The organism is Aerosakkonema funiforme FACHB-1375 (assembly GCF_014696265.1).
In the GTDB taxonomy this organism is placed as follows: Bacteria; Cyanobacteriota; Cyanobacteriia; order Cyanobacteriales; family Aerosakkonemataceae; genus Aerosakkonema; species Aerosakkonema funiforme_A.
Map to the genome: position 1 here is coordinate 1 of NZ_JACJPW010000028.1, position 19,685 is coordinate 19,685.

Sequence of the window (19,685 nt, forward strand, 5' to 3'; positions counted from 1 at the left end):
AAGCGAATCAAGCACAAAACGCTTGGTTAAGTGCGGAACCGCTCTTGTATGCGGCTTGGAGACAGGCGACCACGAAAATTAACTTGCGATTAGGAGGACAAGTTCCTCCTTCCTTTGGAAAATTCCCAGAGTCAGAGCGAGTCGCAGCGAAAGTTCAAAATACTAACACTAAGAACTTGGATGTTGTACCAATTTGGGAGAGCCAAGTGGAGGTTTCATCGCATTTTGAACCCCCGTCCCTTTAGGGCTGGGGTGGCTTCAGATCGATAGTGTAAGGCTGATGCTCTCATATTATCTGTGGATATCGGGGGTTAAATTTTTACCGCAGATGAAGACAGATGAACGCAGATTAACGCTGATAAGAACTCCGAGCGGAAGGGATTTTTTTATGTAACCGCTGCTATGGGATATGATATGATTTGGTTGTCTTGAGAAAGTTGCCATATGACGCGATCGCTACTTTAGGTTTGCAAGCCAATTTCTACAAAATTTACAGGGAATTAATATCAAGAGCGAGGAAATTTTCTTCTCTGGCAACGGAAAGATAAAGCCTAACTAATGACTGAAAACCTATGACTGATGAAGAATGACCCAAGTCTCTCTCGATATCCTCATAGATAAAGCGCGTTCTGGCTATCTGGTAAGCTTTCCTACAGATACGGTACCAGCACTGGCGGTGCGTCCTGATAGGTCGGATTTAATTTTTGAAGCAAAGCGACGGGGGCAAGATAAACCGCTGATTTTGATGGGGGCGTCGTCTGATGACCTATGGCCTTTTTGTAGGGGAAGTGCCCAAGAATTGCAGCTTTGGCAGAAAATAGCCGATCGCTATTGGCCGGGTGCGTTAACTTTGGTATTACCGGCATCGGGGAAAGTGCCCCCAGCAGTAAACCCGGCTGACCCCTCTACGATCGGGTTAAGAGTGCCTAACAGTGCGATCGCTCGGCAGATTCTGGCCCAGACTGGCCCACTGGCAACTACTAGCGCGAATTTATCCGGTCAGCCAGCTTTGCAAACTATGTCAGAAATAGAGGCCCAGTTTCCGGAAGTATTAACTCTTGCTGCCACTGAATTGGAATTGACAAATGCAGGTGGGGGTGTTCCTTCTACCGTTGCCAAATGGACTGGCAATAGTTGGGAAATATTACGACAAGGAGCCGTAAAGTTAGAAGTTTGATAGGCTGAATTGATGGGGATAGTTTCCCATTTTTAAGTTTTAATTTTTAATTTTGATGGACTCTGACTCGGAAATATTTGCTCTCAAAGAACAATTGCAGAAAACTGAGCTAGCCTACCATATGGCAGCGGAAATGAGCCAGTTTAAAGCTGGGTTTTTAGCTCGGATTTCTCACGAATTGCGATCGCCGCTCAACAGCCTGATCGGTCTGCATCAGATAATTTTGTCCGATTTGTGCGAAGATGAGGCGGAAGAGCGAGAATTTGTGGCGCAAGCCCACGGTTCTGCCCTGAAGATGGTAGCGCTTCTCGATGAAATTCTTAACGTTGCCAGAACAGAGTACGGCACAAATAAGCTGGAGATACAACCTTTGCAACTAGCTCAGGTTTTAGCGCAAGTTTATGATTTGACCCATCTCCTGGCGGCAAATCGCAATATTCGTCTTCAGGTAACACCTACTGACCCAGAAATTTACGTTTTGGCAGACCCTCGCTGGTTGCGCCAGGTGCTGCTCAATCTGGTAGACACGCCGCTGAAATTAATGCAGGAAGGCAGTGTGGCGGTTTCCGCTCATCCCGATTTGGCGTCCGGGTATGTTCGCATTGTGATTGAAGATGAGCGTCCGGCGAGTGCTTGGAGCGATCCGATCGACTTGTTCGAGTCTCCTGCCCAAACCGATAAGTCAACCGATAAGTCAGATGATGAAAATTTTACGCTCTCACCCGGACTTTCTTTACTGATTAGCCAAACTCTTTTGGATTTAATGAAGGGACGCTTGGAAGTTTTGGCAGTCCCCTCACCAAGCGAGCAGTCTCATCTGACTCGCTTGCAATGTTCTATCCCCTTGGTGACTCCCCAGACACCATAGCTGGCGTGGCAAGGGAACTGGTAGCTTGATGTTTGTTGTATAGCAGCATTGTGGTACTGGGGTTGGGAAACTGAAAGCCCAGCCGCAAGTAAAAGCCTTGTTGATACGTAGTCATCAGATATACCCGTTCTACCCGCACAATCCGGGGGTGATTGAGAAGGGTTTCGATCATTTTACGTCCCAAACCTAGACCCCGGTAGTCTGGGTGAACTACCACATCCCAAATTGTGGCTCGGTAAACGCAATCTGAATTAGCCCTGCAAAACCCAATTAAGCGATTTTCATCCCAAACGCTGATGACGGGATCGCTGTTGGCGATCGCAACTGCTAAATCTTCTATTTTCCGGTTTTGCGCCCAAAAAGCTGCTAATTTAAACAACTCCTGGAGTTGGTTGAGGTCTACCTGCGATTGCAAATCGCAGAACCGAATCTCACTAGAATTCATCTTTGTCGATAACCTAGAGTCTCTTACCGGGTCATTTTACTAATCAGTTTGCCGTCGATTGGTGTTCGATCGCACTGAAATTTTGCCATTACGGGCTCTTTGGAGAAAACTTAACAGCGATGCAAGGGGTTAGGGGTTAGGGGAAGAGGGAAAGGGAAGAAATTCCTAACCGAAGTCTCATAAGTCGCTATAGTAGTGGGGCTCTCTCTCCTAGTAACAGTATCTATAGGTGGAATTTCAGATTGCAAATTTTAGATTGCAGATTTAAAGACAGAATTTGCAATCTGAAATCCTCAATTTGTCATTGACTACAACCAACGGGCGGCGTCTTTGGCGTGGTAGGTCAAAATCAAGTCAGCACCCGATCTCTTGAAGCCGGTCAATGTTTCCATAACTACCCGTTCTTCGTCGATCCAGCCGTTGAGGGCAGCTGCCTTAATCATGGAGTACTCGCCAGATACGTTATATGCAGCTACAGGCAAGTTGGTAGCTTCTTTGACACGCCAAATGATGTCCATGTAGGCAAGGGCAGGTTTTACCATGAGCATATCGGCTCCTTCGGCGATGTCGAGTGCGATTTCTTTGAGGGCTTCGCGAGAATTGCCTGGGTCCATTTGGTAGGTTCTGCGATCGCCAAACTGCGGTGTTGACTCGGCGGCATCCCGGAATGGCCCGTAGTAAGCCGAAGCATACTTAGCTGCGTAGGAAAGTATCGGTGTATCTTCATACCCAGCTTCATCCAGGCCAGTCCGAATTGCTTGCACGAAACCGTCCATCATTCCGGAAGGCGCGATGATATCCGCACCGGCTTTAGCTTGGGAAACTGCTGTTTTCTTGAGCAATTCCAGCGTTGGGTCATTCAATACCCGGCCCATCAAGTCACCTGTTTGCAGATAGCCGCAGTGACCGTGGCTGGTGTACTCGCACAGACAGGTATCAGCTATAACAACCAAATCCGGTACGGCTTCTTTGACAGCAGTCGCTGCTTTCTGTACAATTCCGCAATCGTGCCAAGCCCCGGTCGCATCTGCATCCTTATCTTCAGGGATACCAAATAGTATGATGGCAGGGATTCCCAGGTCGTAGACTTCTTTTGCTTCTTCGACAATTTTGTCTACCGAAAGTTGGTAGACTCCGGGCATGGATTTCACTTCTTTGGCAATTGCTTGACCGGGTACGGCAAATAGGGGGTATATTAAATCACTTTTGGTAAGTGTAGTTTCTCGCACCATGCGACGAAGCTGAGGAGAGGTGCGAAGGCGGCGAGGGCGATTAATGGGGAACATGGTGTTTGATAAAGCTGAGTTGCAGAATAAATTTAGGGGCAATTTGCAAATTGCCCCTAAGCAGGAATTTTATCGAAATTGTGGATCGTGCCGACTGAAAATATTGCAAACTTGCATGAAGTCAGCAGCGTAGATCCCCGACTTCTCTGAGAAGTCGGGGATCTGGCTAACTTATTAAACTGCGGCTGCTACAGGTTCGGGAGCGGTAGCTTCCGATGCTGCGGCTGGATAAACGCTGACTTTCTTGCGAGTTTTACCTTTTCTCTCAAAGGTGACGATGCCATCGATGAGGGCAAACAGGGTATCGTCGTTGCCGCGTCCGACGTTATTGCCGGGGTGAAATTTGGTGCCGCGCTGACGGACTAGAATATTACCCGCTCTGACAACTTGACCGCCAAAGCGTTTGACGCCGAGACGCTGGGCATTTGAGTCGCGCCCGTTGCGCGTACTGCCTGTTCCTTTCTTATGAGCCATGATTTCCTCTGTTTGTTTCTACTACTATCTATTCTGCTGCGTTCTCAGTACTTTCTTCTGGAGCAGGGGTTTCAGTAGCTGGTGCGGCTTCGGCGGATGCGATCGCGCTACCGTTCAAGTTGATCGAGTCTATCATCAGGCGAGTAATTTCCTGGCGATGTCCCCGTTTTTTACGGGTTTTCTTTTTGGGCTTCATCTTATAGACGAGTACTTTGCGCCCGCGAAAATGCCGCACGACCGTGCCTTCTACGGTAGCGCCTTCAACTAGGGGCTGACCGATCGTTACTTCGCCGTTGTTGTGAACGAGAAAAACTTTGTTGATGCTGACTTTTGAGTCCGGTTCGACGTGCAGCAATTCGATATCGTAGAAGCGACCCGGTTCTACCCGCAGTTGTTTGCCGCCAGTTTCAATAATTGCGTAAGCCATGAGATTGTTTGATAAGGTTGCCGTACAGGTAGCTACTCGGTCATCGATCGTCGGTCATCGGTAAACCACAAATGACTGATGAATAATGACAATCCATTCGCTTTTGGAATGTGTTGACCTGATCCGAGCAGGATTAGACACACAATCTCCTATTATCATTTAATAAATAGAGTAATGTCAAGCGATCGTTCAAAAGTCAAGAGAAAGGGGTTAGGGGTTAGGGGTTAGGGGCTAGGGGAAGAAGGTTGAAGGGTAAAGGTAAAGATTTATTTTTCCGCTCCCCCGCTCCCCCTAGCCCCTAACTCGGCGATCGCCTGCACCAATTCCTCCGGTTCCACGGGTTTGGAGATGTGTCGCCCAAAACCAGCTTCTAGAGCTTGTTGCCGATTCAATTCTCCCGCATAGGCAGTCAGGGCGATCGCCGGAATTTCACCACCCCTATCTGGTGGTAGAGTTCTAACTTGACCATCTTCCTGACGAAAATACTCAAATACATACGGTAGAAACTCGCGACTGATACCTTTACCGGTATCGCTGACAGTAATTTCAGCATAGTTTCCATCTGGCTGGAAACAAACTTCAATTCTTCCACCTGCTGGGGTGAACTTAACTGCGTTGGAGAGTAAATTCCAAACAACTTGTTGAAGGCGCGTAGCATCGCCAGACACTTGTCCTGCGTTTGCAGAAAGGAAAGTTTGAATTTGAATGCCTTTCGCTTCTGCTGCTAGTTGAACTGTTTCCAAGGCAGCTGCGATCGTGGTTATCAAATTCACCGCAGCGACATTCAAAACTAACTTACCGCGCAAAATCCGGGAGACATCCAACAAATCCTCAATCAGTTGGGTTTGCAATTTGGCATTGCGTTCGATCGTCTCCAAAGCACGGGCGGTTGTCTCGTCGTCAAACTTGCGTTTTTGCAACAACCTTGCCCAACCTAAAATCGGGTTAAGGGGCGATCGCAATTCGTGAGATAATACTGCCAAAAATTCATCCTTGATGCGGTTGGCTGCTTCGGCTTCTTCCCGCGCAGCTCGTTCCCGCGCTAACAGTTGGTCTCGTTCCTTTTCTGCTTGTTTGCGTTTGCTGATATCGCGACAAATTGCTTGTACGGTGGGCAAATTGTTTAATGTAAATAAGGTGGCGCTGACTTCTACGGGAATAGTTTGACCGTCTTTTGTAATGTGTAGAGATTCGACAACTATATGTTTTTGGCGCAACAAGTCTCGAACGCTTACCTTGGGATCGATCGCATCTGAACTGATGATATCGGCAACTGACATTGCCAGCAGTTCTGCTCGGCTATTTTCCATGCTTTCGCTACTGCTCCCATTTCCAGGTGTCTCTGAGGAAGAGCGACCCAGTTCGTCGAGGCTTTCGCATCTGCCGATAGCGTTGCATCTGATGAGATTGAGCCGATCTGTGCGATCGCAATTAGCATAGCTATTAAAAGCTTATCCTGTCTAGCTTTCAGTCAAATCTACGGCTAGTGCGATCGCACCCGGTATTTTGTGCAAGTTCTTTTCTGTCTGCGTTACCATCAACTAAATAGCGCTCCCATGTCTTTGCAGGTTAAATACCGTTAATGATGAACTTATTGTCCTTACGAATCCTCGTCAACGATCGGCCAGTTGCGATCTCTCTTAATAATTATTTCTTTTTTTAGTATTTACAACTCCAAAAACACTTGATACTATTTAGATGTTAGATAATTGAGTACTGATGGCCATTATAATTAAAATGGCAAATTTAGAAATAAATTTCTTGCTTAACGAGAAGTTAATATGGAGATATTGACTGGCCACTCTAGGCAATATTTTTGGATTAACTCCGCCACAATCGCATCGAGTTAAAATTTTTGAGTCCTTGATAATTACCGTTGAAATTGAAGGCTTGAAACTGCTTTTTTACGTCAGCAATAAAAACAAAATTGAAAAATAATGCCAGAAGCAAAAATTTCAGATTTGACTAGAAAGCGAAAAGCGCTCAAAATTAAAGAATTCAACCCAGTAGGGGACAGAGATCTCTGTTGCGAAAATATTTGTTGATGCGGTAAGATAGTGAGCAGATCCTTAAAGAGTCGAACCGATCGTGACTTCCTCGCCGATACTGCCGACAAATTCGCGAACTAATGCCAGTCGAACAATTACTACTTCCACTCAAGGTTCGACTTTGGCGGATATCCTCGAACGAGTTTTGGATAAAGGAATTGTGATTGCGGGTGATATTTCTGTTTCGATCGCCTCAACCGAACTCTTGCATATCCGAATTCGCTTGTTAATTTCTTCTGTTGATAAAGCGCGAGAGATGGGGGTAAACTGGTGGGAAAACGACCCTTATCTGAGCGGTAAAACCCAAACTTTAATCGATGAAAATCAAAAACTTCAGGAACGGTTGCAAAGTTTAGAAGCAGAAATGCGATCGCTCAAAGCTTTAGCTACGAGCCAACTAGACTTAAGTGCAGCAGAGCAGCCAAAAGATCGATCGAGAAATCCTCCTATTAGCGAAGATGAAAATCATCCAGAAATAGATTAAACGCGCACAAAAGAATCAATTTCAGTCAGTGAAAAAATATGTGAAAAAGTCTCATCATGTCATTAGTTGGAACATCTTCTGAAAACTCTCACGAAACAGTTCCCACCACTCACAAACTCAATACTAAAGCTGGTTTGGCTTCTTTACTGCTAACGGTGCTAGAATTAGTTCGCCAGCTAATGGAAGCGCAAGTAATTCGGCGTATGGAAGAACAAGCGCTCAGCGAATCAGACTTAGACCGAGCGGCAGAAAGTTTGCAAAAGCTGGAAGAAGAAGTGCGCCGTATGTGCGAAATTTTTGAAATCGATCCAGCGGATTTGAATGTAAATTTGGGAGAATTCGGCACTCTTTTACCGCCGCCAGGAACTTACTATCCTGGGGAAGCAACTCACAATCCTTCTATATTGGAGCTATTAGACAGAATTTTAGATATTGGAGTTGTGGTGCATGGCGATATCGATTTAGGGGTAGCTAACCTGAATTTAATTCACGCTAAGGTGCGGTTGGTCGTCACATCAAAGCCGATTTAAATGTTGTTTAGTTTGGGTGATTTTTTATGAGTAAAGGTTTTTACTTATATGGGATTTTAACAGAACCACTTCCGGAAAGTATAAAGCTAGAAGGAATGGACAAACTACAAGTTTACAGCCATAAGATTGACATTTTTAATTTTTTGTACTCGGAAGCAAAACAAGAAAAATATCTCACTTCTCGACGCAATCTATTGTGCCATGAAAAAGTCTTAGAAGATGCCATGAAGGAGGGATTCCGCACGCTTATCCCCCTTCGCTTTGGATTGGCGATCAAAACTTGGGAAACGGTAAGCGAACAATTGACTATTCCGTACAAGGAAAAACTGCTAGAGTTATTCGATAAATTGGACGGACGTCGCGAGGTTAGCGTCAAGGTACTTTGGAATAATAATTCAGAGATACAAGCGTTACTGGCATCAAATCCTACCTTGAAAGAAAAGCGCGATGCGATGGAAGGTAGAGCGATGAGTATGGATGGAGTAATCGAAATCGGTCAGATGATTGAAAGCGGTCTGCAAGCTCGCAAGGAAGAAGTAATCGATCTTTTTCGAGATGAATTGAATGCTTTAGCAGAAGAAGTGATAGAAAGCGATACAATGACAGAAGAAATGATTTATAATGCGGCTTATTTGATTCCTTGGGATAGTGAATCTCAGTTTGGCGAAAAAGTAGAAGCGATCGATCTCAAATTTGGCGATCGTCTGCGAATTCGCTACAACAATTTTACTGCGCCTTATACATTCGCGCAGCTTTCGTAAGGGGAACCAATCTTATGTTGCTGAAACTATTAACTTTTCCCGTTACTGGCCCACTAAGCGGCGTTGTGTGGATAGGAGAACAACTTTTAGAGCGTGCTAGTGCTGAAGTGGATGATAAAGAGAATTTGCACAAACAGTTATTAGCTTTGCAATTGGCGTTTGATATTGGCGATATCTCAGAAGAGGATTTTGAAATTCAGGAAGAGGAACTTTTGTTAAAAATACAAGCAATGGAAGAAGAAGCAGAAGAATCTGAATGAACCGATTGCAAATTTCTGATTTGAGATTTCAGATTTTATTTTGCCAGTGTAGCTGTAGGGGTAATGGATGAATTACTCCTACAGCAGTATGCCAAGCAATACCAGTAGTAAATCCTCTGATTAAAATTCCAGGATAAAAGTTTGGAAACTACTTGACTTAGACTCTTTATTATCAGCAGGTACATTTTGAGCAGAACTTGTTTTTTGTTTACGCACCCTCTGCACTTTTACTTGCGGTGGCCCTTGGGTGAAAGTAGGAGGTGATTTACGTAACTTCTTAATTGTTTCTTCCGTATCTTCTATTTGCTTATCGAGAGTTCCTAGTTGTTCTTTCAAGAGGTTAAGGCGCTGTTCCATAAACTGCATCTCCTGTAAGATGCGCTGCCGTTTCGTTACCATCTTATAGAGTTCGAGTTGCTCAGACGCCTCAGTTTTCTCGCGAGGTATAGTGCTGATTTTAGGCCGAATTGTGCGTAGCGGACTTTTGTTTTGCATAAAAGCTTTCTGAATAATTCAAAATATTATAGCTTTTTCTCGCGGTTCGCCTATGTATTTTCGTAAAGAAACCGGGGTTCTTCAAAAAACTCACGAGCATTTGCAACCGCAGTTGCGATCGACTCCAAAATATGACGCTGTTGCGATTTAAGCGTAGTAACTACAGTCAGCATTCGCGTCACAAAAGTACTGCCTGCTAAATCTTTACCACAAAAGCTCGCCTGGTGGTGTGCGGTAGGCGCACCCCCTGAACGGTTACATTTTGGATTTTGGATGAGAGGATTTTGGATTGGCTCGGCCTTGAAAATTGTAGAGACGTTTCATGAAACGTCTCTACAATCGATCGACATAAAGGCTGTCCTTGAAACCGATTTGCTAAAACAAGTTTAGAATTAAGCGGGACGCTGTTGCATTAAAACTTGGTGAGCGTAGTGGAAATCCTCAGTTGTAATGCGAATTGCTGCCGGTTCGCTCATTCCTTGACTGCGATAGCGACGGATTGCTTCGACAGCAGCTCGATCGCCCAACAATGCTAAATCCGCCCCATTCCAACCCTCAGTTACTGCTGCCCAGTGGACCAAATTCACATCTTGCAAAGGACGGTCTTGATTGTGAACTTGTAGAATTGCGAAGCGGTTTTCTAGATCGGGTAAATCTACTTTTAACTGTAAATCTAACCGACCTGCTCTCAGCATCGCTGGGTCTAGTGCATCGGGACGATTGGTAGCAGCAATCACCAAGATGTTAGCACCTGTTGGCAAACCATCCAATTCTGTGAGCAATTGTCCCACAACGCGATCGCTCACGCCAGAATCGCCACTGTAACGACCGCGCACTGGCGCTAAAGTGTCAATTTCATCGATAAATACGACACAGGGAGATGCTTGTCGCGCTTTGGCGAACAATTCCCGCACTGCTTGTTCCGAAGCACCCACCCACTTGCTGAGCAATTCCGGGCCGTTAACGCAGATAAAATTAGCTCTAGCTTGGGAAGCGACTGCTTTAGCTAACATGGTTTTGCCGGTTCCGGGTGGTCCCCAGAGTAAAATCCCTTTGGGTGCTTTTGCTTTTGTTCTTAAGTAAAGTTCGGGATGAAGGAGTGCGCCTTCGACGGATTCCCGCAAAGTTTGCTTAATATTTTCCAATCCGCCGATTTCTTCCCAAAAAACATTGGGGGATTCTACTTCCACAGAACGCAAAACGGCTGGTTTAACTTCTTTAAGCGCTTGTAAAAAATCCGCCTGAGTAACGGTCATGGTATCGAGAATTTGCGCTTCGATCGAAGGTACTTGACGACGCAAAGCGCTGTAAGCGGCTTTTTGACAAACGGCTTTTAAATCTGCACCGACAAATCCGACTGCGAGGTCTGCGATCGCTTCTAAGTCTACCGTCAAATCCAAAGGCATGACGCGAGTTAATATTTGCAATATTTCCCTACGTCCCTGACGGTCGGGAACGCGGAAAAGCACTTCGCGATCGAATCTTCCCGGACGACGCAAAGCGGGGTCGAGATGATCCGGACGATTCGTTGCAGCTAATACGATAACGCCTTTAGTTTGAGCAAATCCATCCATCAAGCTGAGGAGTTGCGCCACTACCCGTTTTTCCACTTCTCCTTCTACTCTGCTGCGGTCTGGGGCGAGGCTGTCGATTTCATCTATAAATATGATACAAGGGGCACTTTTAGCTGCTTTTTCAAAGATTCCCCGCAATTTTTGTTCTGCTTCGCCGTAGTATTTGCCAATTACTTCCGGCCCTGCTATTGCAATGTAATTCACTCCCAATTCTTCCGCAAGAGCGCGGGCGGTGAGAGTTTTGCCAGTACCGGGAGGGCCTACTAATAAAACGCCTCGCGTCGGTTCCAGTCCGATTTTATCGAGTAAATCGGGACGTTTTAAAGGGATGGCGATCAGTTCTTTCAGTTCTTTGAGAATTTCACCCAATCCGCCAACATCTCTGAGGGAAGGACTTGATGATGTCTGCTGCGGTTTGACAGGATTTGGCGAGCTAGAATTGGAGTCGCCATAACTGGGCGGCTGGGTCGTGCGGAAAGGAGTTGGGCCGACATTGACATTGCCAGCGCGAGGAATACCTCCAGCACGAGGAATACTGCTGAGAGTGCGAGTGCGAAACTGCATATCTGCCTTGATTTCTCCGGCTTCAATTTTTTCTTCCAAGGCTTTTGCAAGTTCTAGTAACTGCTCAAAACCTTTGAATAGATCGCTCATGTCTGTTTCTCCCTCTTTTGTGCAGTCAAGTTTTCCGCACCAATCTGTTCTAAGTATAGTGCGGACTTGCCAACAGCGCTGACGCACTGCTGGGTTATCACAATTCGATAAATTTACTGCATTATTTAGGGAGTATGAATTAACAGTAAAAATTTATTCTTAATCATTCCTTCCCCCGCAGACTGATTTAATAGCACTAATGCTTTTATCTCAAAAGGTGTAAATCTTTAAGCGAAGAATATAAAGATTTTTGTCCGATAAAAAGATTATCTCAATTAGGCTTTTAAGAATTAGGCGCTAAGGGAAAGAAAACGGAAAAAGGCCGATAGTACTCATGCTGAGCGGCTTTCAAAGGTCTCATTTTTGGACGGACGCGCCAGGGTTTGAGTGATGTCAGTTGGCCTACAGTGACCCATACAGCGCCTCAGAAACCGGGTTTTTGTCTACCTCAGCAATCTCATGTCTATTGTTAATTTTTGTATAGTTTTAGGATTTAATTAACTTAATTTTGGCATTAAGAAATTGTATGGCTATCAATTATCAGCGGGACATTTTGGTGAAGAAAGGGAACAGGGAACAAATTTGTCCCGCTGAATGGTTGGTAGTCTGCAAAGCCTTGGACTGTCAAAGCATTTGAATATGAACATTGGATTCAAGTATAAATATTTACCGAAATGCTCATAGTTTTGTCAGGTTAGGGCCAACATTTTTACTCTGGCTATGAAATAATAACGGGACAAAAAAGCGAAATTTAAGAGTCACTAGGGGCGGGTAAAGTCATTATTCATTGTTAGGAAACTCTAAATTATTTTCCAAACCCGCGCTAAGGCAACGTACTGTACTATAAAGGAAGATAATTTCAATGATGCAACACGACTGCAAGACGCTGTAAATGGCTAGTATAGCGCTGCTTGCTGGGAACTCTTAACAGGCTTCCGTGAGCGTCAGCCGAACGGGAACAGGGAATAGGAAATGAATTGCATCCTCATATAAAGGTTTAAGAACCATAAAAAAAGATGTACAAGTTTAAATTGTCCCGTCAAGGTCTGGCTTCGTACCTATATTTTTTGTTCTCTTCTCTTTGGATTGTACTGACAGATATTTTATTGGCAAGAGGTAACTTAGAACTAGCATTTAATCATTCACTTAAAGGTTTGCTGTTTGCAGCTATTACATCTTATCTGCTTTATTTTTGGATTGAGAAGAGTTACGGAGCGAAGCTAAAAGTTCAGCAAGAACGAGATGAAGCGATCGAAACCTATACTAAATTGCTTGAACAACATGGGCTACCTCAACTTTTGATTGACCCTTCTAGTGGGCAAATCTTACAAGCAAATGAGGCGGCAGCAAACTACTACGGTTGGGATAAGGAAAAAATTTGCTCGCTTAAAATATCCGATCTTAATACTCTTCCAGAGGAACAAATATTTGTAGAAATGGCTCTTGCCCGCGCCCAACATCGGAATCATTTTAAGTTTCTTCATCGTCGGGCTGATGGTGAGATTAGGGATGTAGAAGTTTATTCGCATCCAGTGAAATTGAATGGGCGCAGCTTATTATATTCCATCATCATTGATGTGTCCGAACAAAAGCTTAATCGGTTTGCTTTCGAGCGTTCCAATCAATTGCTCAAATCCTTGGTTGCAGCGATCCGAGGTATGATGCGATCGCACGATAAGCAAGGAATTGCAGATGCGGTAACGCGAGCGTTAGTTGAAGAAGGAAAGTATGCAATGGCGTGGATAGGAGAAGTTCCAAACCGTTCTTATATGCCGATCGAAATGCTTTCCAAATGGGGCGATACCCATAACTACGTGGAAAACATCAAAATCACTTGGGATAGTACGGAAACTGGTGAAGGGCCTACAGGTAAAGCGATCAAACTCGGTAAGCCTCAAACTGTGAGCGATATCAATATCGATCCTAGTTATCGGACGTGGCGTCAGGAAGCCCTGAAAAGCGGTTTTCGATCGGTAGCTTCTTTACCGTTATTTGAAAGCGGTCGAGTGGCTGCCGTATTAAATATCTATTCGCATCAGCCAAATGCGTTTGATGGTGAAGAAATCTACTACCTAGAAGCCCTTGCCGCCGACTTATCTCGTGCGCTAGTCAACATAGAAAGTATCAGTAAATACGAGAGAATAGACGCTGAAAGGCTAGCCGCAATTTCCCGTTCCCAAGAAGCGTTGCTAGAAGCTGTGGGTGCGCTGTCCGAAACAATTGAAGTCCGCGATCCATATACAGCAGGTCATCAACGACGAGTAGCTTGGCTGGCTGTTGAAATTGGCAAGCAATTAGGTTTGAATGAAGACAGATTAAAATCGCTCCATATTGCAGGTATTCTTCACGATATCGGTAAAATTTCCATACCAGCAGAAATTCTCTCAAAACCGGGTCGCCTTAGTAAAATTGAATTCGAGCTGATCAAAGAACATCCCAAAGTGGGAGAAGAAATTCTCAGAAAAGTTTCGTTTGATTGGCCGATCGCAACTATCGTCGGACAGCACCACGAGAGACTGGATGGAACAGGATATCCTCGCGGCGTAGCAGGTGAAAATATCCTTGAAGAAGCTCGTATTTTAGCAGTGGCAGATGTCATGGAAGCGATGATATCCCACAGACCTTATAGACCGGGGTTATCACTAGAAGAAGCTATTTTGGAACTGGAGAATGGCATAGATAGCAAGTATGATGGCAATGTTGTAAAAAGCTGTATAAAAATCATGAAAGAGGGTGGTTATTATTTTCTCGTAATGGCAGCAACGCCAATAAAAAAATGAATAATCTCAAGCAATTGCCTGTTGAAACGTTTTCAGAGCTTCTACTTTGGAAGCCATCATCAAACAACGAGCTAACAAATTGATATCTAAATCGGGTAATACTTCCGAGCGCTCTATCCTCTCGTACCCAGATTCCCGCAAGCGGTAAAGCTTAAATAAACTATCTTCCCAAAACCAAACTTCAGGAACACCTAATATTTGGTAGCGTGCCAATTTGCGATCGCTACCACTGGTAAAAATGACTTCCACGGAGAGATCGGGGTTGGTGGCTGTTGAGCTACCAATGGCAAAAGATTCATCTGCTTGTGCTGAAACTTCTTTTTCCTTCTCTTGGGTAAAACTACCTAATGGGTTGAACTCAATATCTTTGCTAATAAAGTATTGGCAAAGTAAAAACGCAATCATTCGACTGAATGTTTCATGGTCTGGGGAAACTGTCAAGATTTCAACTTCTCCTTTGTAGTAAGCCAGTCGAATTCCAGGTGATTCGGCAAAAATTTCCTGAAGTAACTTAAACTGTTGCCAATCCATCCCAGAGAGAACTAGCCTTTGGTCTTTTGTCTTGTTTTGCGCTATTGTCATGACGATATCTCTCAACTTTTACTAATAAAAATAACATCAGTACGCTAGTAAGTTATTGACGCAAGGAAATTTAATAGCAAATCCGGGCTCAAAACCCCTTTGATCCCTAAGAAGGGTGAAGCATTGCTGTAGAAAAACTTTGGGTCTTGGGAATACACTTATCGCCGCAATGCTTCACCCCTACACCCCACACTTAAGCTACTAAATAATAGCTTGTGGTAAAAACTCAGGATCGAGAACTTGGATGATGCTATAGGGGCATTCTAACGGAAACGTATCTAAGAATAGTTCCGTTTCATTACTAGCTGCTTTCCGACCGCGACGATAGCACTCCGCCAAAACTATTCTCCTTTAATTTCATGTTAAAATAACAGCTTGGCCGCTCCTTCAATTCTAGCGATCGCCTCTACCGAGCGCGGTAAAATCGGTAAGCGAATAATCGTTTGTCCTGGAAATAAATCGCTATCTATTTCCACATCTGGAATGTAGCGATTATGCACGACGTAGCGCTGGGGAACATCCTTATTTTGCAAAGACTCAGTTAACCGCACTTGTTCGGCAATAATCGCCGCTTGAGCTTGGATAACGCCAATAAATTCTGTATGATTGGGGTCTTTCAATTTCTTCTGCGCTTTCACAACTTGTTGGCGCAAATTCCGCAGTCGTCCCATCAAATCTACTCTACCTAAAACGGTTTGATATTTCATCCACAATTTGAATATCCAAGCTAGCCAGTCTGCTAATGCAGACGGCATTTCTAAAAAGCGCAGCAGATGACCTGTTGGCGCGGTATCCACGATAATTAAATCTTGCTGTTTGCGGTCTAATAAATCCATCACGGTGATGAGAGAAAGTATTTCGTCAATACCGGGTAAAGCTTGCGCTACTATTTGTCGCCAAGCTTCGGGAGTGTAAGCAATTTTAATCGCCCCAGGTTCTGTTCCTTCGCCGCTCATCATTTCGGCTAATTCCCACAAATAATCATTGCGGAATTCTTCTAAGACTATCTCGGCATTAACTTCTTGACCGCTTAAATTATCAGTAATCTGACTGGGTTCGTGTCCTAATTTTACCCCGAAAGCATCTCCTAAAGAGTGGGCTGGATCGATAGAAATCATGCGAATATTTTTATCGGGATAGCGATTTGCTAACGCCCATCCTATAGCTGCTGCTACGGTAGTTTTTCCAACTCCGCCTTTACCGCCAACGAGGATAAGTTGTCGTTTTTCAGCAATAAAATCGTTAAAATTGGGTGGCACTTTTGACGGCCATTGTACGGGCGGTGGTGGCGCAATTGCAACTGTATCGATATCGATTTTTTGAATTTGAGTGACAATATTGTCTAAAGCCGCACTGCCAAGGGGTTCTGATCTTTGTTCGGCGATTGTAAAAACTGGTTGTTTGCCGGGAAGTTTGAGGAATTTTTGCAGTAATTGTTGTTGTTCGCTATAGCGATCTAAATCGGGTGATGTTTCTGTTAAAATATGGTTAACAAATATGCCGCTGCAAGCTATTTCCAATGCTTGCAAACTTTCGATAAGTCGTTCGGTTTCTAAAAGGCTCATGGGTTCGGCGATCGCAACTACCAAGCAAGCAGTAAAATCTTTATTTTGCAGCGAGCGTTTGCCTTCTGATAATTCAGATTTCATTTTTATTAAAAACTCATCCACGTCATCGGGCGCATACTTTCCCTTAAAGCTTTTGAAAATAACTCGATGTTTTTCTTGGAATAATTCTAAGGAATTTAAAACTATATCTAAAAAATCTTTGATGCCCAACAAGTTTAAAGTATGACCGGAAGGAGCCATATCGACGACGATGCGATCGACTGCTTTTTCTGTTAGCAGTCGTTGGATTTCTAACAAACCCATGATTTCGTCTAAACCCGGCCAATCCAAATCCCAAACAGGCGTTAAATCTTCCCCTTCAACGAAGCTACCCCGCTCAACTAAAGTTTCTAAATAATTGCCGTATTTTGCCTTAAATTCAATTAGTAATTTCTTCGCATCTAATGCCCGCACGCTTAAGTTAGGTAAATCGGGTAACGGTGAGGCGCTGTCTAGCACTTGTGTTTGCAGGACATCGCCTAAAGAATGGGCTGGATCTGTAGATATTAATAGGATTTGTTCGTGAGGAAATAGTTTCGCCCAGCGTCGAGCAAAACCGCAGGCAAGGGTTGTTTTTCCTACTCCACCTTTACCGCTGAACATTGTTAAGTGAAGCGAATCGTACATGACGAGATCGTTTATATTTTTGCTGTTTAAATTCATCTTTTTTGCACCTCGCAGTTCTGTTTGTTTGCAAAGAACCCCGGTTTTTTGGAAAAATCGATTTCACAGCTAAAAATTAATGAATAAACCGGGTTTATAGTCCTTATATAATTTTAGATAAAATGGTAAGGAGCTAAGGGTTCTCCCAACAGCAATTGCCAGCGGGGACAGGCTTGTTGCCAAGCGAGAAATTGGTCGGCGAGTAAGGGTTGGTCTTGGCGATCGATTAAAATATAAATCCGCGCTTCTTCACCCTCTTGCGGTACAGCAATTGCAGATTTATGTATTTGGGTGATGATTTCTACTGCCTCTTCCCATTCCGCTGTTTGAGTGGCGTAAAATTCCTGCTGTGCTTTATAAAGTTGCTTCTTAGCCAAAAAATATTGTTTTCCCCCACCTTCTGCTGAGATTTTTTGTTCTTCTGGAGTGCGGGGAATAAACTTCAAGATATATTCAGCTTTACCATTGAGTTGGCGTAGTTTTTCCAGATATTCTTCAGCGTGGGATTCCAAATGATTCAACAAGTTTTCTTTGGATACAAAAGAAATGCCAAAGCGCAAAGGTAAAACCGTAGTTTGACGGAATAGTTCGCCAATAACGCGATCGTGCGACAAAACCGCTTCGATTAATTGGCGATCGTCGTTTTGCAACGCTTCTACGGATACATCCGCTTCTACTACAGATGAAACGCCCGCGCTGCTAATCAAAATTACGCGATCGCTAATTCCCACAGGCAATTCTAGAGAAGTAGTTGGCGTTGCCAAAAAGCCGTAAGTATAAAGATTTTTTTGTTCCACACTTAATAAAAAAGGTAAAGATTAAAAACAAAAAAGCCGGATTGGCTATCCAGCAACAACAATTGCAAACTCTAGGTTGCCAAGTTTAATTTTACTACCCACAGTTAGCACAACCGGATCTGAGGGCCGATCGGCAGACGGGGGAGTAAGTTGTTGCCCATTTACAAAAGTACCATTGCGGCTGGCAAGATCGATAATTTGAAGTTTATTATTTGCCCACTGGATGACGGCGTGATGACGGGAGATGGTCGTAGGGAGGCTGGGCTCGTAGCCGCTGAGGTCAATATCGACAATAATATGAGGAGGATGGCTGCGCCCGATGAGCGATCGCAACCGATTCAGAGAAAAATATTGATTTGCTTTTGGCCCATTGAGAACAAGCAAATAAGTTACTTCCGGTTTAAGCTGAGTTAATCCAGGAATCGGATCGAAACCAAAACCAACAACCATCATAAACCTCCCAATTGACGAGTTGCGGTCAGCAATCCTGTTGCTTGATGGGCGCTAAGTTTGCCAGTTTTATACAAATCATCTAATTGCTGAGTTGCTCGATCGGCAATAGCTATCTGACCAGATTTTAGAGCTGCCGCTTGGATTTGGCTGAGCAATTCGCCAGTTTGCAAAGGATCGTTCGTATTGTTCAGTTCAGTACTGAAACGATTGATATCCCAGCAGAGACGATCGCGATCGACCTCCAAATTAATTTGTTGTGCTTCTCGATAGGAAGAAGTAAATTGCAGCGGCACTGGCGATATAGCAGAAGTGAATTCTAATGTTTGTAACCCAACTTCTGCAATCGCGTAACTACCGGGGGGATGAATTGGGTTTAAACTAGATACTTCTAATCCTAAAAGTACATCTGTTGAAGTATCCGATCGCAAATTTCGCAAATTAATTTCCCCCTTAGCAGTTTCTCCCAAAGGCAAGTAATCCGGACGAAACTGGCAGCAATTTTTCACCCTCACACCATCAGCTAAATTGATTTTGAGAACCGCATCTGCAACTGAGATCGTCTGTACTGCTTGCAAACGTTCTTGCAATTGAGTTGTGAGCAGAGACGGGTTATCGGCATACATAAACGTACCGCGTCCGCGATCGCTCAAACTCACCAGCAACGCGGAATTAAAATCAGCAGCATTACCCAATCCTACCGTACAGATACTAATACCATCTGTTGCCATTGCTTCAGCTTGCAAAATCAGTCGATCGACTTCCTGCAAAACCTCTCCTTTTTCGGTGGTAGGATGTCCATCTGTAATCAGAATTCCTACCCTCGCTCTACCCGACTGTGGCGGTAAGGCAGAGCGAATCCAGTTTAGCGCCAAATCAGTGCGCGTTACCCCTTCCGCAACTAAGCGATCCAAAATTGTTCGCAAATCGCCAAGTCGATCGTTCTGAACATTTTGGATCAGCGGCGTCACCCAATCGGCAAATCCTGCTAGAGAGAGGCGATCTCCGGGACGTAACTGTGATGCTAACGCAAGAGTTGCTGCTTTCGATCGTTCCCACTTTTCACCTTGCATCGAAGCGCTAGTATCCAGCGCCACTGCCAATTGTAAGGGTAAATTTTGAGTGCGATCGCCCGCAGGTACGATCCGCACTCGTAAAATATGTTCTGAAAGTTGCGAACTGATTTTAACAGGGCGATCCCAGGCAAGTTGCAAATTGAACATCGCAATTGAATAGCTTATCCAAACTGACCTTCTATTAACGATGGTAAACGGTTGTGAGCCAGACTAACGAATAACTGCCTCTCTCTTTTGAGGTAAATCT

At 44.3% G+C, this 19,685-nt stretch carries 22 protein-coding genes; 8 read left to right on the forward strand and 14 right to left on the reverse strand.

Going from position 1 to position 19,685, the window contains the following annotated elements:
• The 3 genes from H6G03_RS37540 to H6G03_RS12570 form a co-directional block, all read left to right on the forward strand.
• The coding region (locus H6G03_RS37540) for a hypothetical protein (RefSeq protein ID WP_206756626.1) at nucleotides 1-245 on the forward strand (245 nt) is incomplete at its 5' end.
• Nucleotides 246-586: 341 nt separating this feature from the next.
• Nucleotides 587-1,177, forward strand: a complete 591-nt coding sequence (locus tag H6G03_RS12565; protein WP_190464714.1) for an L-threonylcarbamoyladenylate synthase — start codon at nucleotides 587-589, stop codon at nucleotides 1,175-1,177.
• Between the two features lie 55 nt (nucleotides 1,178-1,232).
• Nucleotides 1,233-2,045 (forward strand): sensor histidine kinase, encoded by an 813-nt coding sequence (locus H6G03_RS12570; protein ID WP_190464715.1) that lies wholly within the window; start codon nucleotides 1,233-1,235, stop codon nucleotides 2,043-2,045.
• On the opposite strand, the gene H6G03_RS12575 is transcribed toward H6G03_RS12570, so the two are convergent.
• The 5 genes from H6G03_RS12575 to H6G03_RS12595 all read right to left on the reverse strand — a co-directional run bounded on the left by H6G03_RS12575 (nucleotide 2,014) and on the right by H6G03_RS12595 (nucleotide 5,987).
• Complete coding sequence (locus H6G03_RS12575; protein WP_190464716.1) at nucleotides 2,014-2,490, reverse strand: GNAT family N-acetyltransferase; 477 nt, start codon at nucleotides 2,488-2,490, stop codon at nucleotides 2,014-2,016. The genes H6G03_RS12570 and H6G03_RS12575 overlap by 32 nt on opposite strands.
• 308 nt (nucleotides 2,491-2,798) lie before the next feature.
• Nucleotides 2,799-3,776, reverse strand: a complete 978-nt coding sequence (gene hemB / locus H6G03_RS12580; RefSeq protein WP_190464717.1) for a porphobilinogen synthase — start codon at nucleotides 3,774-3,776, stop codon at nucleotides 2,799-2,801.
• Nucleotides 3,777-3,950: 174 nt separating this feature from the next.
• Complete coding sequence (gene rpmA / locus H6G03_RS12585) at nucleotides 3,951-4,250, reverse strand: 50S ribosomal protein L27 (protein ID WP_190464718.1); 300 nt, start codon at nucleotides 4,248-4,250, stop codon at nucleotides 3,951-3,953.
• 28 nt (nucleotides 4,251-4,278) lie between these two features.
• Nucleotides 4,279-4,677, reverse strand: coding sequence for a 50S ribosomal protein L21 (rplU, locus tag H6G03_RS12590; RefSeq protein WP_190464719.1), 399 nt, complete (start codon nucleotides 4,675-4,677; stop codon nucleotides 4,279-4,281).
• A gap of 266 nt (nucleotides 4,678-4,943) precedes the next feature.
• Nucleotides 4,944-5,987 (reverse strand): hybrid sensor histidine kinase/response regulator, encoded by a 1,044-nt coding sequence (locus H6G03_RS12595; protein WP_190464720.1) that lies wholly within the window; start codon nucleotides 5,985-5,987, stop codon nucleotides 4,944-4,946.
• A gap of 778 nt (nucleotides 5,988-6,765) precedes the next feature.
• Between H6G03_RS12595 and gvpJ the strand changes: the two genes are divergently transcribed.
• From gvpJ to H6G03_RS12615, 4 genes are read left to right on the forward strand one after another with little or no spacing between them, the layout of a single operon-like run.
• Nucleotides 6,766-7,209, forward strand: a complete 444-nt coding sequence (gene gvpJ, locus H6G03_RS12600) for a gas vesicle protein GvpJ (protein WP_190464721.1) — start codon at nucleotides 6,766-6,768, stop codon at nucleotides 7,207-7,209.
• A gap of 56 nt (nucleotides 7,210-7,265) precedes the next feature.
• Complete coding sequence (locus H6G03_RS12605) at nucleotides 7,266-7,739, forward strand: gas vesicle protein K (RefSeq protein ID WP_190464722.1); 474 nt, start codon at nucleotides 7,266-7,268, stop codon at nucleotides 7,737-7,739.
• A 26-nt stretch (nucleotides 7,740-7,765) separates the two neighbouring features.
• The gene (gene gvpF, locus H6G03_RS12610) at nucleotides 7,766-8,500 is read left to right on the forward strand and encodes a gas vesicle protein GvpF (protein ID WP_190464723.1); all 735 of its coding nucleotides are present in this window, start codon (nucleotides 7,766-7,768) and stop codon (nucleotides 8,498-8,500) included.
• A 14-nt stretch (nucleotides 8,501-8,514) separates the two neighbouring features.
• Entirely contained in the window at nucleotides 8,515-8,760 is a 246-nt protein-coding gene (locus tag H6G03_RS12615; RefSeq protein WP_190464724.1) for a gas vesicle protein GvpG, read from the forward strand.
• Between the two features lie 120 nt (nucleotides 8,761-8,880).
• Here the strand turns inward: H6G03_RS12615 and H6G03_RS12620 are convergent, their stop codons facing one another.
• The 3 genes from H6G03_RS12620 to H6G03_RS12625 form a co-directional block, all read right to left on the reverse strand.
• Nucleotides 8,881-9,255 carry a gas vesicle protein gene (locus tag H6G03_RS12620; RefSeq protein ID WP_190464725.1) on the reverse strand — a complete coding sequence of 125 codons (375 nt, stop codon included), beginning with the start codon at nucleotides 9,253-9,255 and terminating at the stop codon, nucleotides 8,881-8,883.
• A 50-nt stretch (nucleotides 9,256-9,305) separates the two neighbouring features.
• Nucleotides 9,306-9,437, reverse strand: a complete 132-nt coding sequence (locus H6G03_RS38785; RefSeq protein WP_255512219.1) for a hypothetical protein — start codon at nucleotides 9,435-9,437, stop codon at nucleotides 9,306-9,308.
• A 210-nt stretch (nucleotides 9,438-9,647) separates the two neighbouring features.
• Nucleotides 9,648-11,483, reverse strand: coding sequence for an AAA family ATPase (locus H6G03_RS12625; protein WP_190464726.1), 1,836 nt, complete (start codon nucleotides 11,481-11,483; stop codon nucleotides 9,648-9,650).
• Between the two features lie 1,016 nt (nucleotides 11,484-12,499).
• Here H6G03_RS12625 and H6G03_RS12630 point away from each other — a divergent pair.
• Nucleotides 12,500-14,263, forward strand: a complete 1,764-nt coding sequence (locus H6G03_RS12630) for an HD domain-containing phosphohydrolase (RefSeq protein WP_190464727.1) — start codon at nucleotides 12,500-12,502, stop codon at nucleotides 14,261-14,263.
• A gap of 6 nt (nucleotides 14,264-14,269) precedes the next feature.
• Here the strand turns inward: H6G03_RS12630 and H6G03_RS12635 are convergent, their stop codons facing one another.
• From H6G03_RS12635 to H6G03_RS12660, 6 genes are all read right to left on the reverse strand, one after another.
• On the reverse strand, nucleotides 14,270-14,845 hold the full coding sequence (locus H6G03_RS12635) for a Uma2 family endonuclease (protein ID WP_190464728.1): 576 nt from the start codon (nucleotides 14,843-14,845) through the stop codon (nucleotides 14,270-14,272).
• A gap of 201 nt (nucleotides 14,846-15,046) precedes the next feature.
• Nucleotides 15,047-15,184, reverse strand: coding sequence for a DUF29 family protein (locus H6G03_RS12640; protein ID WP_242057031.1), 138 nt, complete (start codon nucleotides 15,182-15,184; stop codon nucleotides 15,047-15,049).
• Between the two features lie 23 nt (nucleotides 15,185-15,207).
• Nucleotides 15,208-17,115 carry an ArsA family ATPase gene (locus tag H6G03_RS12645; RefSeq protein WP_199315271.1) on the reverse strand — a complete coding sequence of 636 codons (1,908 nt, stop codon included), beginning with the start codon at nucleotides 17,113-17,115 and terminating at the stop codon, nucleotides 15,208-15,210.
• 113 nt (nucleotides 17,116-17,228) lie between these two features.
• A complete protein-coding gene (locus H6G03_RS12650) occupies nucleotides 17,229-17,912 on the reverse strand; it encodes a GvpL/GvpF family gas vesicle protein (RefSeq protein WP_190464729.1) in 684 nt (227 codons plus the stop codon).
• 45 nt (nucleotides 17,913-17,957) lie between these two features.
• The gene (locus H6G03_RS12655; protein ID WP_242057023.1) at nucleotides 17,958-18,365 is read right to left on the reverse strand and encodes an FHA domain-containing protein; all 408 of its coding nucleotides are present in this window, start codon (nucleotides 18,363-18,365) and stop codon (nucleotides 17,958-17,960) included.
• Nucleotides 18,362-19,585, reverse strand: a complete 1,224-nt coding sequence (locus H6G03_RS12660; protein WP_190464730.1) for a vWA domain-containing protein — start codon at nucleotides 19,583-19,585, stop codon at nucleotides 18,362-18,364. Before H6G03_RS12660 ends, H6G03_RS12655 begins: the two co-directional genes overlap by 4 nt.
• Nucleotides 19,586-19,685 lie beyond the last annotated feature (100 nt).

Coding starts and splice junctions, on each gene's coding strand:
- H6G03_RS12625 (WP_190464726.1), bottom strand. CDS start 11,483: ATGAGCGATCTATTCAAAGGTTTTGAGCAGTTACTAGAACTTGCAAAA.
- H6G03_RS12630 (WP_190464727.1), top strand. CDS start 12,500: ATGTACAAGTTTAAATTGTCCCGTCAAGGTCTGGCTTCGTACCTATAT.
- hemB (WP_190464717.1), bottom strand. CDS start 3,776: ATGTTCCCCATTAATCGCCCTCGCCGCCTTCGCACCTCTCCTCAGCTT.
- H6G03_RS12595 (WP_190464720.1), bottom strand. CDS start 5,987: ATGGAAAATAGCCGAGCAGAACTGCTGGCAATGTCAGTTGCCGATATC.
- H6G03_RS12565 (WP_190464714.1), top strand. CDS start 587: ATGACCCAAGTCTCTCTCGATATCCTCATAGATAAAGCGCGTTCTGGC.
- rplU (WP_190464719.1), bottom strand. CDS start 4,677: ATGGCTTACGCAATTATTGAAACTGGCGGCAAACAACTGCGGGTAGAA.
- H6G03_RS12620 (WP_190464725.1), bottom strand. CDS start 9,255: ATGCAAAACAAAAGTCCGCTACGCACAATTCGGCCTAAAATCAGCACT.
- rpmA (WP_190464718.1), bottom strand. CDS start 4,250: ATGGCTCATAAGAAAGGAACAGGCAGTACGCGCAACGGGCGCGACTCA.
- H6G03_RS12570 (WP_190464715.1), top strand. CDS start 1,233: ATGGACTCTGACTCGGAAATATTTGCTCTCAAAGAACAATTGCAGAAA.
- H6G03_RS12645 (WP_199315271.1), bottom strand. CDS start 17,115: ATGAATTTAAACAGCAAAAATATAAACGATCTCGTCATGTACGATTCG.
- H6G03_RS12575 (WP_190464716.1), bottom strand. CDS start 2,490: ATGAATTCTAGTGAGATTCGGTTCTGCGATTTGCAATCGCAGGTAGAC.
- H6G03_RS12615 (WP_190464724.1), top strand. CDS start 8,515: ATGTTGCTGAAACTATTAACTTTTCCCGTTACTGGCCCACTAAGCGGC.
- gvpF (WP_190464723.1), top strand. CDS start 7,766: ATGAGTAAAGGTTTTTACTTATATGGGATTTTAACAGAACCACTTCCG.
- H6G03_RS12605 (WP_190464722.1), top strand. CDS start 7,266: ATGTCATTAGTTGGAACATCTTCTGAAAACTCTCACGAAACAGTTCCC.
- H6G03_RS12635 (WP_190464728.1), bottom strand. CDS start 14,845: ATGACAATAGCGCAAAACAAGACAAAAGACCAAAGGCTAGTTCTCTCT.
- H6G03_RS12660 (WP_190464730.1), bottom strand. CDS start 19,585: ATGTTCAATTTGCAACTTGCCTGGGATCGCCCTGTTAAAATCAGTTCG.
- H6G03_RS12655 (WP_242057023.1), bottom strand. CDS start 18,365: ATGATGGTTGTTGGTTTTGGTTTCGATCCGATTCCTGGATTAACTCAG.